12 protein-coding genes are annotated in these 14748 nt (G+C 35.1%); 11 read left to right on the top strand and 1 reads right to left on the bottom strand.

Features of this window, described 5'->3' with window-relative positions; genetic code table 11:
* Position 1: 1 nt before the first annotated feature.
* From leuB to acs, 6 genes are all read left to right on the top strand, one after another.
* On the top strand, positions 2–1120 hold the full coding sequence (leuB, locus tag AC4PRO_RS13825; RefSeq protein WP_492117741.1) for a 3-isopropylmalate dehydrogenase: 1119 nt from the start codon (positions 2–4) through the stop codon (positions 1118–1120).
* Positions 1121–1187: 67 nt separating this feature from the next.
* On the top strand, positions 1188–2861 hold the full coding sequence (ilvD, locus tag AC4PRO_RS13830; protein ID WP_074723319.1) for a dihydroxy-acid dehydratase: 1674 nt from the start codon (positions 1188–1190) through the stop codon (positions 2859–2861).
* A 40-nt stretch (positions 2862–2901) separates the two neighbouring features.
* A complete protein-coding gene (ilvB, locus tag AC4PRO_RS13835) occupies positions 2902–4596 on the top strand; it encodes a biosynthetic-type acetolactate synthase large subunit (protein WP_492117742.1) in 1695 nt (564 codons plus the stop codon).
* 4 nt (positions 4597–4600) lie between these two features.
* A complete protein-coding gene (gene ilvN / locus AC4PRO_RS13840) occupies positions 4601–5128 on the top strand; it encodes an acetolactate synthase small subunit (protein ID WP_074723317.1) in 528 nt (175 codons plus the stop codon).
* Between the two features lie 10 nt (positions 5129–5138).
* Complete coding sequence (gene ilvC, locus AC4PRO_RS13845; RefSeq protein ID WP_492117743.1) at positions 5139–6608, top strand: ketol-acid reductoisomerase; 1470 nt, start codon at positions 5139–5141, stop codon at positions 6606–6608.
* A gap of 514 nt (positions 6609–7122) precedes the next feature.
* Positions 7123–9030 carry an acetate--CoA ligase gene (gene acs, locus AC4PRO_RS13850; protein WP_492117744.1) on the top strand — a complete coding sequence of 636 codons (1908 nt, stop codon included), beginning with the start codon at positions 7123–7125 and terminating at the stop codon, positions 9028–9030.
* 6 nt (positions 9031–9036) lie between these two features.
* On the opposite strand, the gene AC4PRO_RS13855 is transcribed toward acs, so the two are convergent.
* A complete protein-coding gene (locus AC4PRO_RS13855; protein ID WP_492117745.1) occupies positions 9037–9759 on the bottom strand; it encodes a hypothetical protein in 723 nt (240 codons plus the stop codon).
* 322 nt (positions 9760–10081) lie between these two features.
* On the opposite strand from AC4PRO_RS13855, the gene AC4PRO_RS13860 reads away from it, so the two are divergent.
* The 5 genes from AC4PRO_RS13860 to AC4PRO_RS13880 are packed head-to-tail and all read left to right on the top strand — an operon-like array spanning position 10082 to position 14739.
* Positions 10082–11209, top strand: coding sequence for an NAD(P)/FAD-dependent oxidoreductase (locus AC4PRO_RS13860; RefSeq protein WP_492117746.1), 1128 nt, complete (start codon positions 10082–10084; stop codon positions 11207–11209).
* A gap of 6 nt (positions 11210–11215) precedes the next feature.
* Positions 11216–11929 (top strand): methyltransferase domain-containing protein, encoded by a 714-nt coding sequence (locus tag AC4PRO_RS13865; RefSeq protein WP_074723312.1) that lies wholly within the window; start codon positions 11216–11218, stop codon positions 11927–11929.
* Positions 11926–12978 (top strand): type III polyketide synthase, encoded by a 1053-nt coding sequence (locus AC4PRO_RS13870; protein WP_074723397.1) that lies wholly within the window; start codon positions 11926–11928, stop codon positions 12976–12978. The genes AC4PRO_RS13865 and AC4PRO_RS13870 overlap by 4 nt, the downstream gene beginning before the upstream one ends.
* Positions 12979–12998: 20 nt before the next feature.
* Entirely contained in the window at positions 12999–13427 is a 429-nt protein-coding gene (locus AC4PRO_RS13875) for a 3-hydroxyacyl-ACP dehydratase FabZ family protein (protein WP_492117747.1), read from the top strand.
* A gap of 37 nt (positions 13428–13464) precedes the next feature.
* Positions 13465–14739 carry a beta-ketoacyl-[acyl-carrier-protein] synthase family protein gene (locus AC4PRO_RS13880; protein WP_074723310.1) on the top strand — a complete coding sequence of 425 codons (1275 nt, stop codon included), beginning with the start codon at positions 13465–13467 and terminating at the stop codon, positions 14737–14739.
* The last annotated feature ends 9 nt before the right edge of the window (positions 14740–14748 follow it).

A 14748-nucleotide genomic window follows, 5' to 3' on the forward strand; every position in this document is an offset into this window, starting at 1 on the left:
CATGAATTTAAAAATAGCAGTATTATCAGGAGATGGTATAGGTCCTGAGGTGATCTTACAAGCAAAAAAAGCATTATATGCTGTTGGAGTTGTATACGACCATGAATTTGTTTTTGAAGACGCACTCATTGGCGCTATTGCTATAGATAAAACAGGAAGCGCGCTTCCTGAACAAACGCTAAACCTTTGTCTCAATACAGATGCAGTGTTGTTTGGAGCTATCGGTGATCCAAAATACGATAATAATCCAGATGCAAAAGTTCGGCCAGAGCAAGGATTATTGAGGCTGAGAAAGGAATTAGGTCTTTTTGCAAACATTCGACCAATAAAACCATATGCAGCATTATTAGGCGCTTCTCCTTTGAAAAAGGAAATAATTGAAGGTGCTGATTTTACTATTTTTAGAGAATTGACAGGCGGTTCTTATTTTGGAGAGAAAAAACTAAACGAATCAGGAACTGTCGCTTCTGATTTATGTGAATACTCAGAAGAAGAAATTACAAGAATCGCACATTTGGCTTTTAAATCGGCACAAAATAGAAGAAAAAAAGTAACAATGGTTGATAAAGCCAATGTTCTTGAAACATCTCGTTTATGGAGAAGAGTGGTAAAAACGGTTAGCGAAAGTTACCCAGATGTAGCTTTAGACTTCTTGTTTGTAGATAATGCAGCCATGCAAATTATTCTTAATCCAAGAAAGTTTGATGTTATTTTGACTGAAAACTTGTTCGGTGATATCTTATCAGATGAAGCTAGCGTAATAACAGGCTCTATTGGATTATTAGCCTCAGCATCTTTAGGAACTACTAATGCATTATTTGAACCAATACACGGATCTTATCCGCAAGCTAAAGGGAAAAATATTGCAAACCCAGTTGCCTGTATCTTGTCTGCTGCTATGTTATTAGAACATTTTGGACTTCATGAAGAAGCTAAAAAGATTTATGACGGAGTCGAAATTGCTATTGGATACGGAGTGGTAACTACCGATTTGAATCCAGATTCTAAATATGGAACAGACGATATTGGGGAGTTTATCTCTAATTTTATTTTGAGCAAAGATGACTTAATGTACTTTAATAGTAATAATGTCACTATTGGGCAATCAACTATTGTTTAAAAAAAGAAATATAGTATACTTTTTAATTTTTCGAATTAAATAAAAAAATACAGATACATCACAATAAATGGAATTAAATAAATATAGCAAGACCATAACTCAAGACGAAACACAACCTGCGGCGCAAGCCATGTTGTACGGAATTGGTCTGACTGAAGAAGATTTAAAGAAAGCACAAATTGGCATTGTTAGTATGGGTTACGAAGGCAATACCTGTAATATGCACTTGAATGGGCTGGCTAAAGAAATTAGAAAAGGGGTCTGGAAAGAAGATTTAGTAGGATTAATTTTTAATACTATTGGGGTAAGTGACGGTATTTCTAATGGAACTGACGGAATGCGTTTTTCTTTGGTTTCTCGAGATGTCATTGCAGATTCTATCGAAACAGTAATGGGAGCGCAATGGTATGACGGTTTAATCGCTGTTCCCGGTTGTGATAAAAATATGCCAGGATCTGTAATTGCTATGGGGAGAGTAAATCGTCCATCGATTATGGTTTATGGAGGTTCAATTCATTCCGGTAAATGGAAAGGAGAATCTTTAAACATTGTTTCTGCATTTGAAGCATTAGGAAAAAAATTCAACAACACGATTGAACCTGAGGATTTCAAGGGAGTAATTCAAAATGCGTGTCCTGGAGCAGGAGCTTGTGGCGGAATGTATACCGCAAACACTATGTCTTCGGCGATTGAAGCTTTAGGGATGAGTTTACCTTTTAGTTCTTCTAATCCTGCATTAAGCGAAGAGAAAAAACAAGAATGTATCGATGCTGGAAAAGCAATCAGAATCTTGTTAGAAAAAGATATCAAACCTAGAGATATCATGACACGTAAAGCTTTTGAAAATGCAATTACGATGGTAGCCGTTTTAGGTGGTTCTACCAATGCGGTAATGCATTTAATTGCAATGGCACATGCGGTGGACATCGAAATTACACTTAAAGATTTCCAAGATATTAGTGATAAAACACCATTGCTTGCAGATTTGAAACCAAGTGGTAAATATCTTATGGAAGACCTGCATGAAGCTGGTGGAGTTCCTGCAGTAATGAAATATTTATTAAAACAAGGACTGTTGCACGGAGACTGTTTAACGGTAACCGGAAAAACATTAGCGGAGAACTTAGCTGTTGTTCCGGATTTGAATGATGGACAAGAAGTAATACACGAAATTCAGAAAGCATTAAAAGCAACAGGAAATATCCAAATTCTATACGGGAATCTTGCCGAAGAAGGTTGTGTTGCAAAAATTAGCGGTAACGAAGGAGAATACTTCGAAGGTGACGCAATTGTTTATGAAAACGAGCATGATGTGATAACTGGAGTGCGTGGTGGTGAAGTAAAACCAGGTAATGTAGTCGTCATTCGATACTGTGGACCTAAAGGTGGGCCAGGAATGCCGGAAATGCTTAAACCTACATCAGCCATTATGGGTGCAGGATTAGGAAAAAGTGTAGCTTTAATTACTGACGGTAGATTTTCTGGTGGTTCACATGGCTTTGTTGTTGGTCACGTTACGCCAGAGGCTTTTGATGGTGGTGGAATTGCATTAGTCAAAAATGGAGATATTATCACTATTGATGCGGTCAAAAACACTATTAACCTGAAAATTTCTGACGAAGAGTTTGCAACAAGGCGCGCCAATTGGGTTCAGCCTGATTTAAAAGTAAAAAAAGGAGTATTACTAAAATATGTACGATCAGTTTCTAGTGCCTCAACAGGTTGTGTTACTGACAAATAAAGCCTAGAGCCTTTGCGCTGAAGCGAATAAATAAATACCGATGGGAACAAAAAAAATATCTGGTGCAGAAGCTGTAATTAGATGCTTATTAGAAGAAGGAGTAGATTTGGTTTACGGTTATCCAGGTGGAGCAATCATGCCAGTTTATGACGAGTTATATAAATTTAAAGATCAATTGCACCATGTTTTAGTACGTCATGAGCAAGGCGCTACACATGCAGCGCAAGGATTTGCAAGAGCTACTGGAAAAGTAGGAGTAGCGATTGCAACTTCAGGTCCAGGAGCTACAAACTTGGTAACGGGAATTGCAGATGCGCAAATTGATTCGACACCTATGGTTTGTATCACAGGTCAGGTAGGGAAACATCTACTGGGTTCTGATGCCTTTCAGGAAACTGATATTATTGGAATTTCAACTCCAGTAACCAAATGGAATTACCAAATTACCGAAGCTTCTGAGATTCCAGAAATCATGGCAAAGGCTTTCTATATCGCCAGATCAGGACGTCCAGGACCCGTTTTAGTAGATATTACTAAAAACGCACAATTTGATGAATTCGAATTCAGTTATAAAAAGTGTACGGGAATTAGAAGCTACAATCCAAAACCTACTTTGAATATTGAAAAAGTAAAAGAAGCGGCGGAATTAATTAACAAGGCTAAAAAACCATTTATTGTTTTTGGTCAAGGGATTATTCTTGGTCAAGCCGAAGAGTTATTGAAAGCATTTGTTGAAAAATCAGGAATACCTGCTGCTTGGACAATTTTAGGACTTTCTGCATTGCCTACAGAACATCCTTTAAACGTTGGGATGTTAGGAATGCACGGAAATTATGCACCTAATATTTTAACCAATGAATGTGATGTTTTAATTGCGCTAGGAATGCGTTTTGATGACCGTGTAACCGGAAATTTAGAAACGTATGCAAAACAAGCCAAAGTAATTCACTTTGAAATTGATGCAGCTGAGATAGACAAAAATGTAAAAACAGAAGTGGCTGTTTTAGCTGACGTTAAAGAAGCGCTAGCAGCTTTGCTTCCTTTTATCGAAAATAATGCACATGAATCTTGGCACAATGAGTTCAAAGAATTATATAAAATTGAATTAGAGGCTGTGATCAATGATGAATTGAAACCTAAGAAAGAAGGAATTTCTATGGGTGAAACAATCGAAATGATTAACAAACATTCTAAAGGAGATGCAATAATGGTCTCGGATGTGGGCCAACACCAAATGTTTACGTGCAGGTATGCTAAATTCAACTCGACTAAAAGTAATGTTACTTCTGGAGGATTAGGAACAATGGGCTTTGCATTGCCGGCAGCGATTGGTGCTAAGATGGGGATGCCAGATAGGGAAGTGGTTGCTATTATAGGTGATGGCGGATTTCAAATGACCATTCAAGAATTAGGAACTATTTTTCAGACGAAAGTCCCAGTTAAAATTGTGATACTAAACAATGAATTTTTAGGAATGGTGCGCCAGTGGCAGCAATTATTTTTTGATAGGCGATATGCTTCTACTGAAATGACCAACCCTAATTTTGTTGCTATTGCAGAAGGCTATTATATCAAAGCTAAAAAAGTAACCAAAAGAGAAGATTTAGATGCTGCTGTTGCCGAAATGATGGCTTCAAAAGAATCTTATTTCCTTGAGGTTATGGTAGAAAAAGAAAATAATGTATTCCCTATGATTCCAACAGGAGCTTCTGTTTCTGATATCAGATTAAGTTAATATTATGGAAAATCAAACATTCACCATTTCTGTTTATTCAGAAAACAACGTTGGTCTCTTAAATAGAATATCAGGTATATTCTTAAAGCGACACATTAATATACTGAGTTTAAATGTTTCAGAATCAGAGATCGAAAACGTTTCTAGATTTGTAATTGTGGTACATACTACAGAAAAATGGGTGCAAAATATTGTAGGCCAAATCGAAAAACAAATTGAGGTTATAAAAGCCTTTTATCATATTGATGAGGAAACTATTTTCTTGGAAAATGCCTTATTCAAAATAGAATCGGGATTACTATTCGACGAAAAGCTAATTCAAAATATAATAAAAGAAAGCAACTCAGAAATAGTTACCGTATCTAGAGACTTTTTTGTGATTTCAAAATCGGGAAGACGTTCTGACATTGAGGAACTATACAATAAATTAAAACCTTTCGGAATCATGCAGTTTGTACGTTCAGGAAGAATATCAGTTTCCAAAGAGAAAATGGAAATATCAACACTATTAGAAGAACTAAAAAATAAATAAAAATTAGACAATGGCAAATTATTTCAATTCATTACCACTTAGATTACAATTAGAACAATTAGGCGTTTGCGAATTCATGGACCAATCCGAATTTGCTGATGGTATAACAGCTTTAAAAGGAAAAAAAGTAGTTATTGTTGGTTGTGGAGCACAAGGATTAAACCAGGGTTTAAACATGAGAGATTCAGGTTTAGACATTTCTTATGCGCTAAGAGCCGAAGCAATTGCACAAAAGAGAGCCTCTTTTATGAATGCTGCTGATAATGGTTTTACGGTGGGAACGTATGAAGATTTAATCCCTACAGCTGATTTAGTTTGTAACCTTACGCCAGACAAGCAACATACTGCGGTAGTTACTGCAATTATGCCATTGATGAAGAAAGGTTCAACATTAGCTTATTCTCACGGATTTAATATTGTAGAAGAAGGAATGCAAATACGTAAAGACATTACTGTTATTATGTGTGCTCCAAAATGTCCTGGATCTGAGGTTCGTGAAGAGTATAAAAGAGGTTTTGGTGTACCTACCTTAATAGCTGTACATCCTGAAAACGATCCTGAGAATGTTGGTTTTGCTCAAGCAAAAGCGTATGCTGTTGCTACAGGAGGTCATAAAGCAGGAGTTCTGAACTCTTCTTTTGTTGCCGAAGTAAAATCGGATTTAATGGGAGAGCAAACTATTCTTTGCGGAATGCTACAAACAGGATCTATTTTATGTTTTGATAAAATGGTCGAAAAAGGAATTGAACCAGCGTATGCTTCAAAATTAATCCAATACGGTTGGGAAACCGTAACTGAAGCTTTGAAACATGGCGGAATTACCAATATGATGGATCGTTTGAATAATCCTTCAAAAGTAGAAGCTTATCGGTTAGCTGATGAGTTAAAAGACATTATGCGTCCTTTATTTCAAAAACATATGGATGATATCATTTCAGGGGAGTTTTCAAAAAATATGATGATTGACTGGGCTAATGATGATGTTAACTTATTGACTTGGAGAGCAGCAACTGCCGAAACTAATTTTGAGAAGACAGCAGCTACTTCAGCTACTATTTCTGAACAAGAATACTTTGATAATGGAGTATTGATGATTGCAATGGTCAAAGCAGGTGTAGAATTGGCTTTTGAAACGATGACGGAGACAGGAATTATTGAAGAGTCAGCTTATTATGAGTCCCTTCATGAATTGCCATTGATTGCCAATACAGTAGCTAGAAAAAAATTATATGAAATGAATAGAATTATTTCTGATACTGCAGAATATGGTTGTTATTTATTTGATCATGCATGTAAACCTTTATTGGCTGATTTTATGAAAACTATTGAAACAAATGTGATTGGCAAACCTTTCTCTAATTCAAATAGCACAGAAAATTCTGTTTTGATTGCTGTTAATAAAAGTATCCGTCAACATCCTATTGAAGAAACAGGCGAGTGGCTTAGAGAGTCCATGACTGCAATGAAAAAAATTGGATAACTAAAAAATAGGAATTGCCACACAGGAGGGTGTGCTGTAATTTGCTCTGTATTATTTGTTTTCCACTATTTTGGATTAGTAAACAAGATATTAAAACATTAATAATGGATATGGAAGCTTATTACATTCACTTAACTTCTACCGAGCTAAAAGTTAAGTGAAGTAGTTCCTTTACAAATAGTAAATTTTTTAAAATCAAAAAATTGGGTTTTAAGTACTGAATATTAAAATAGTATTATTGAAGTTTTTTACGCTATGATTTTTGGTTAATCAATGGTGTCTATTCAATATTAAATTAATTGTTATAAATATTGTTAATGAAAAAAGACGGGGTAGAAAATCTACTTCGTCTTTTTCGCGTTCTATCAAATTGTACAAAAACAACATGTTATTAAGAAATATTTGTTTATGCTGTTGTATTATTATGGAGTATTTAATTTATCAGGGGAATTTATAAATTTTTTTGTTTTTGGAATAGAGAGAATTTTAATACTTTTATAAAAAATAAATAAGCATGAGCTACTATAAGATTCAAAACTTCGAACAATACTTCAAACATTATAACAAATCTGTCCGTGAACCCCGAAAATTTTGGGGTAAAATCGCAGAAGAGAATTTTACTTGGTACCAGCAATGGGATAAAGTGGTTGAATTTGATATGGCCGAAGCTGAAATTAAGTGGTTCACCGAAGCAAAAGTAAATATGGCTAAAAACTGTATTGACAGACACCTTAATAAAAGAGGAGAAAAGACGGCAATCATTTTTGAACCCAATAACCCAAATGAGGAAGCTTTACATATTTCCTATAACGTACTGCATCAGCGCGTTTGTAAAATGGCAAACGTTTTGCGCGAAAAAGGCATTGCCAAAGGAGACCGAGTTTGTATTTATCTACCAATGATCCCCGAATTAGCGGTTTCAATTTTAGCCTGTGCGAGAATTGGGGCTATTCATTCCGTAGTTTTTGCAGGATTTTCAGCTTCTGCCGTGGCTACACGAATAATGGACAGTGAATGTAAGATGGTGATCACATCAGATGGTGGCTATCGTGGAAATAAAACAATCGAATTAAAAGAAATAATTGACGAAGCCTTAGAAAAATGTACGTCAGTAGAAAAGGTATTGGTTGTGAAAAGAACCGGTACCGGAATTACCATGAAAGAAGGTAGAGATATTTGGTTACAGCCTTTATTAGATGAAGCTTCAGACAATAGTGTTGCTGAAATAATGGATTCTGAGGATCCTTTGTTTATTCTGTACACTTCTGGTTCGACAGGAAAACCAAAAGGAATGGTACATACGACGGCAGGATATATGGTTTATACCGCTTATACTTTTAAAAATGTCTTCAATTACGAAGAAAACGACATCTTTTGGTGTACTGCTGATATTGGTTGGATAACGGGACATTCCTATTCTTTATATGGCCCTTTATTGAATGGAGCGACAACGGTGATTTTTGAGGGAGTTCCTTCTTATCCAGATTTTAGTCGTTTCTGGGAGATTATCGAAAAACATAAAATTACGCAATTCTATACTGCGCCAACAGCCATTCGTGCTTTGGCCAAAGAAAATTTAGAATATGTTCAAAAACATCATTTAGAAACCTTAAAAGTAATTGGTTCGGTTGGAGAGCCCATTAACGAAGAAGCATGGCACTGGTATAATGACCATGTAGGACAAAAAAAATGCCCTGTAGTGGACACCTGGTGGCAAACTGAAACTGGAGGTATTATGATTTCTCCAATTGCATTTGTAACGCCAACTAAACCTACTTATGCGACATTACCTTTACCGGGAATCCAGCCGGTATTAATGGATGAAAACCGTAATGAAATAGAAGGAAATCAAGTCGTAGGAAGCTTGTGTATTAAATTTCCATGGCCCGGAATTGCAAGAACAATTTGGGGTAATCATCAGCGTTATAAAGACACTTATTTCTCGGCCTTTCCAGGGACTTATTTCACTGGTGATGGTGCTTTACGTGATGAAGTGGGCTATTATAGAATAACGGGTCGTGTGGACGATGTCGTTATTGTTTCAGGACATAATCTGGGTACTGCTCCCATTGAAGATGCTATAAATGAACATCCTGCAGTTGCAGAGAGTGCTATTGTTGGCTTTCCTCATGACATAAAAGGGAATGCACTTTATGGTTATGTGATTTTAAAAGAAACTGGAGAAATCAGGAAAAAAGAAAATTTGTTTAAAGAAATAAATCAATACATTTCAGATCATGTAGGACCGATAGCCAAACTAGATAAAATACAGTTTGTTTCTGGTTTACCCAAAACGCGTTCAGGTAAAATTATGCGAAGAATTCTTAGGAAAATTGCAGAAGGTGATTTTTCTAATTTCGGAGATACTTCTACTTTACTGAATCCTGAAATTGTGGACGAAATTAAAGATAATAAAGTATAATAAAGTTTAAGGTTGAGAATCTGTCGAAAGATTTTCAACCTTTTTTTTATCATTTATAATGAATAGATAAATGAGATAAAACGAAGTAAAATGCAATACTCTATCAAAGGTGTTCAAAACTACATCGTCAATAAAATAAGTTCCAATAGCGGCAAAAACATCGTTAAAAATTAAAGCAAAAGCACCAAAAAAATAATAGTACGCTTTTTTATTCCCAAATTTCCCCAGATATAAAACGGCTGTAACACCCAGAAAAACAGCGACTACTGCATTAAAAATTAAAATGATGTTAAGATAACTATCGCCAATAACAGACATTAAAATATATAAGATTGCTATTAAAAACACACAATTTATGGCTAATATAAAAAGTGAAAATCCTTGCGGTAGAGTGTAAAGTTTTTTGGTTTTAATTGAATTATAGCCTAAATTTATTAGTGCTAAATAACAAAAAAAGGATGCTACTAATGCAGTTCTAAACAGTGGTATTGAATATTCCCAAAACAAAATTAGTATCTCATTTACATAAAATAAAATAACGTATAAATAATAATTTAGAGTAAGTTTCTCAAAATTATTTATTACCGCATAAATTATAAAAGTTGGAATTATAAAAGGTTTAATATAAATAGCATGAGCCGGATTAAAAAAAATTCCAGCACAAAAATAAACTACTAATAGAGTTATAGGTATAAATATTAATGATTTCTTACTAGTGATTGTATCCATAGGTAAACAAATCTAGTACTTAATTGTTTTATAACAAAAATTATCTAAAAATTGTGAAACAATTTGTTGAACTAAATAAGCCAATACATTTCAGATGATGTAGACCAGATAGCCAAACTTGATAAAATACAGGTTGTTTCTTCTCATAATTTATGAGATGCTCGTACTTTATTGAATTATGAAATTGTGGATGTAATATAAAACGAAATAAAATATGAAGTCTTTTTATAATTTTATAAAGAAAGCTGCTTCCGGATTGGAAGCTTTATTTTTTAATTTTAAGCTGTTTTTTTCGCAGGAAATAACCTAAATTAGCTAAACTATGGAAAAGACTGCGTCTGTTATAATTGTTGGTGGAGGATTAGCGGGACTTACGTCAGCTATTCATTTATCTAAAATAGGTGTCCCCGTTATTTTAATAGAAAAAAATGAATTTCCAAAACATAAAGTTTGTGGAGAATACATTTCAAACGAAGTGTTGCCTTATCTAGAATGGCTGGATATCAGTGTTGCTAAATTACATCCTACAAACATTAGTCAACTGCAATTTTCGACAGAAAAAGGAAAATCAATAACTATTGAATTGCCACTCGGAGGTTTTGGGATCAGTCGGTACGCACTGGACGAATTGTTGTGTCATAAAGCGCTGGAAAATGGTTGTAGCATCATACAAGACACTGTTGAAAGTATTAATTTTAAAGAGAATCAATTCACAGTAATAACTTCAGATAGTACAATTCTAAAGGCAGAAATTGTAATTGGCGCTTTTGGGAAACGTTCTAATATTGATCAGAAATTGAATAGAAGTTTTATTCAGAAAAAATCATCCTGGCTAGCGGTAAAAGCACATTATTCAGGAAATTTTCCAAGTGATTTGGTTGGATTGCATAATTTTAAAGGAGGTTATTGTGGTGTTTCTAAAGTGGAAAATGACGCAATTAATATTTGCTATTTAGCGGATTATACGACTTTTAAAAAACACAAAAATATCCAAGAGTATCAGCAAGACGTGGTATCCAAAAATCCGCACTTAAAAGTAATTTTGGATACCAGTACGATGATTTTTGAAAAGCCGTTAACGATAAGCCAGATTTCTTTCGAGGAAAAAAGCGCAGTAGAAAATAGTATTCTTATGATAGGCGATACTGCTGGGCTCATACATCCTTTGTGTGGTAATGGAATGGCGATGGCTATTCATAGTGCTAAAATCGCTTCTGATTTAGTTGGTGCTTATTGTAAAGGCGAAATTAAATCTAGGGCTTCATTAGAAAAAAAATATTTGGAACAATGGAATCACAATTTTAGTAATAGATTAAAAATGGGGCGAATATTATCGAAAATTTTACAGAAAGAAAAACTTTCAGAGTTTCTTATGCGTATAGTAGTTAGATTCCCATTCATTTTAAGAATAATTATAAGAAAAACCCATGGTAAACCCATTATACTTTAATCAGATATGTTGTTAAATACTAAATACAGAACTGATGAACCAGAGATCATGGATGATTTTGCTTTAGAAGGCGAAATTTTGCGTGAAGCTTTAGATAAAATTGCTAAAATAAATCAGCTATTAGGTGGAAACAAGTTAACTTTACTAGGAGTGAAGAAGTTGATTGCCAAAAGTCCTAAAACAACTGAAATCACGATTGTTGATGTGGGTTGTGGTAACGGCGATATGTTGAGAACACTTGCCGATTATGGCATACAGCATAATTTAAAATTTAACTTAATTGGGGTTGACGCAAACAATTTTACGGTAAATCATGCTATTGACTTATCAAAAAAATATCCAAATATAGCGTATCGCTGTGAAGATATATTTGATAAACCTTTTAAAGAGCTAAAGTACGATATTATATTGTGCACCTTGACTTTACATCATTTTAAGGAAGATGAAATTATCAAAATAATGACCACGTTTTATGAAAATGCTAGCCTTGGTGTGGTGATTAATGATTTACATAGAAGTGCTGTCGCTTACCGGTTGTTTCAATCCTTGTGTTTTGTTTTTCAATTGAATGCTATGTCAAGGGAAGATGGTTTGGTTTCGATATTAAGAGGATTTAAAAAAGAAGAGTTACTTCGTTTTTCGAAAAAATTAAATTTTAGCAACTATAAAATCCAATGGAAATGGGCTTTTAGATACCAATGGATAATTTCAAAGATATGAGTGTAAAAATAAATACAGTTACAAAACAACTACCAAAGTATTCTAGAACTACAGAAGAAATTATTCCGTTTCTGGACGCTTGGCTCACGGGACAAGACGAACGTTTTATTAGAAAAGTAAAAAAAATATTTGAGGGTGCGGCAGTAGATAAACGCTATTCCATTATGGATCCTATTGAAGTTTTTACAAAAACATCATTTGAAGAAAGAAATGATATTTATGTTCGTGAAGTCATCGATTTAGGCGAAAAAGTACTACAAAAGGCATTGTTGAAATCGGGATGGAAGCCGGAAGATTTAGATTATATCATCACAGTAAGTTGTACCGGCATCATGATTCCTTCGTTAGACGCCTATTTAATAAATAAGCTAAAACTACGTCAGGATATTGTAAGGCTGCCTGTAACTGAAATGGGATGTGCCGCTGGTGTTTCAGGTATTATTTATGCCAAAAACTTCCTGCAGTCCAATCCTGGTAAACGCGCAGCAGTAATCGCAGTAGAAAGTCCAACAGCAACATTTCAATTGAATGATTTTTCGATGGCTAATATTGTAAGTGCCGCCATTTTTGGAGATGGAGCTGCCTGCGTTTTACTTTCGTCCCACGAAGACGATGAAGGCCCCGAAATTCTGGCAGAAGAAATGTATCATTTTTATGAAAATGAGCATATGATGGGTTTTAAACTAACGAATACCGGTTTACAAATGATTTTAGATATTGAAGTACCAAATACCATTGCGTCTCATTTTCCGACAATTATCCATCCTTTTTTAGAAAAAAACAATCTAAAAATTGATGATATGGATCATTTAATTTTTCATCCTGGCGGAAAAAAAATAGTACAAACAGTCGAAGCCTTATTTTCAGATTTAGGTAAAAATATCGATGATACTAAAGAAGTTTTGCGTTTGTATGGTAATATGTCAAGCGCAACCGTTTTGTATGTTTTAGAGCGATTCATGGACAATAGGCCACCAAAAGGGGATCTTGGATTGATGTTAAGTTTTGGTCCCGGATTTTCGGCACAAAGAGTATTGTTGCAGTTTTAGTCAAAGAAGAGAGAAAAACGATGAAAAGTCAAGAGATTATATCAAGATTACCGTATTCGAAGCCCTTTTTGTTTGTTGATGAAATCACTAAAATTGATGAAAGTGGAGTAGAAGGTAACTTTACTTTCGATGAAAACTTAGATTTTTATAAAGGTCATTTTGAAAACTATCCAGTGACGCCCGGTGTGATTTTAACAGAAACTATGGCTCAAATTGGATTAGTTTGCTTAGGTATTTTTTTACTAAATAATGACTTTAATAAAGACATTTCAATAGCTTTAACATCAGCTAATATGGAATTTTTAAAACCTGTATTTCCAAATGAGAAAGTTACGGTTGTTTCAGAAAAAATGTTCTTCAGATTCGGTAAATTAAAGTGCAAAGTGAATATGACAAATGCGAATGGTATTGTTGTTTGTACTGGTGAGATTGCAGGAATGATAGTTTGATGCAGCGATTATAATAGAGTAGTTTAAAAAAAATTCCATGAGTAGAAGAGTAGTAATAACAGGACTTGGTATAGTGGCTCCAAACGGAGTAGGGCTTGATGCCTTTACCCATGCAATTAAAAATGGGATTTCTGGTATCAGGAAAGACCCAGATTTGGAACGCCTACAATTCTCGTGTCAAATTTCAGGGAAACCGGAAATTTCTGAGGAATTGTCATTGCATTATTTCACAGAATTAGAACTGAGAAACTTTAACTCCTCGGGTATTTTATATGGAGTAATTGCAGGAATGGATGCGTGGAAGGATGCTGAGTTGCCAATTATGAGCAATGAAGAACCAGATTGGGGCAGTGGAACTATTTTTGGTACAGGAACCTCGGGTATCGATAAATTTCGCGAAAGCATTTATAAAATTGATGATCTACAAACCCGTAGACTAGGAAGTACTGCTGTAGCTCAGACAATGAATAGTGGTGTTAGTGCTTATTTAGGTGGGAAATTAGGCTTAGGAAATCAGGTGACCACTAATTCTTCTGCCTGTACCACTGGGGCAGAAAGTATGTTAATGGCCTATGAGCGTATTAAATCAGGACTGGCTAACAGAATACTAGCGGGAAGTACCAGTGACAGTGGCCCTTATATCTGGGGTGGTTTTGATGCGTTGCGTGTCTGTACTTTTAAGCACAATGAAAGCCCAGAAAAGGGTTCGAGACCTATGAGTGCTAGTGCATCCGGATTTGTGCCGGGAAGCGGAGCAGGAGCTTTCGTACTAGAAGAACTTGAAACAGCGCTTGCACGCGGGGTACGAATCTATGCTGAAGTATTAGGTGGAAATGTAAATTCAGGCGGACAGCGTGGATTGGGAACTATGACGGCTCCAAATCCTATAGCAGTTCAAAAGTGTATCAAAGATGCGATGACTAATGCGGGAATCCAAGCGGATGCAATCGATGCTATCAACGGACATCTAACTGCTACGACTAAAGACAGTTTAGAAATAGAGAATTGGAGTGAAGCTTTAGGACGAAGCGGCATTGATTTCCCCTACATTAACTCTCTTAAATCGATGGTAGGTCATTGTTTGTCGGCTGCTGGGAGTATCGAAAGTGTCGCTGCGATATTGCAATTGCATGAAGGATTTATTTTTCCCAATATTAATTGTGAAGACCTAAATCCTGAAATTGAAAGCATAATTGATGTCTCAAGAATTCCGCAAAAAGTGATTGAAACAGAATTAAATATTATAGCCAAAGCCAGTTTTGGTTTTGGAGATGTTAACGGTTGCCTCATTTTAAAAAAATATACCGTTTAAAAAAATTAA

Source organism: Flavobacterium sp. DW-iso2 (assembly GCF_058725285.1).

Coding starts and splice junctions, on each gene's coding strand:
- leuB (WP_492117741.1), top strand. CDS start 2: ATGAATTTAAAAATAGCAGTATTATCAGGAGATGGTATAGGTCCTGAG.
- ilvD (WP_074723319.1), top strand. CDS start 1,188: ATGGAATTAAATAAATATAGCAAGACCATAACTCAAGACGAAACACAA.
- ilvB (WP_492117742.1), top strand. CDS start 2,902: ATGGGAACAAAAAAAATATCTGGTGCAGAAGCTGTAATTAGATGCTTA.
- ilvN (WP_074723317.1), top strand. CDS start 4,601: ATGGAAAATCAAACATTCACCATTTCTGTTTATTCAGAAAACAACGTT.
- ilvC (WP_492117743.1), top strand. CDS start 5,139: ATGGCAAATTATTTCAATTCATTACCACTTAGATTACAATTAGAACAA.
- acs (WP_492117744.1), top strand. CDS start 7,123: ATGAGCTACTATAAGATTCAAAACTTCGAACAATACTTCAAACATTAT.
- AC4PRO_RS13855 (WP_492117745.1), bottom strand. CDS start 9,759: ATGGATACAATCACTAGTAAGAAATCATTAATATTTATACCTATAACT.
- AC4PRO_RS13860 (WP_492117746.1), top strand. CDS start 10,082: ATGGAAAAGACTGCGTCTGTTATAATTGTTGGTGGAGGATTAGCGGGA.
- AC4PRO_RS13865 (WP_074723312.1), top strand. CDS start 11,216: ATGTTGTTAAATACTAAATACAGAACTGATGAACCAGAGATCATGGAT.
- AC4PRO_RS13870 (WP_074723397.1), top strand. CDS start 11,926: ATGAGTGTAAAAATAAATACAGTTACAAAACAACTACCAAAGTATTCT.
- AC4PRO_RS13875 (WP_492117747.1), top strand. CDS start 12,999: ATGAAAAGTCAAGAGATTATATCAAGATTACCGTATTCGAAGCCCTTT.
- AC4PRO_RS13880 (WP_074723310.1), top strand. CDS start 13,465: ATGAGTAGAAGAGTAGTAATAACAGGACTTGGTATAGTGGCTCCAAAC.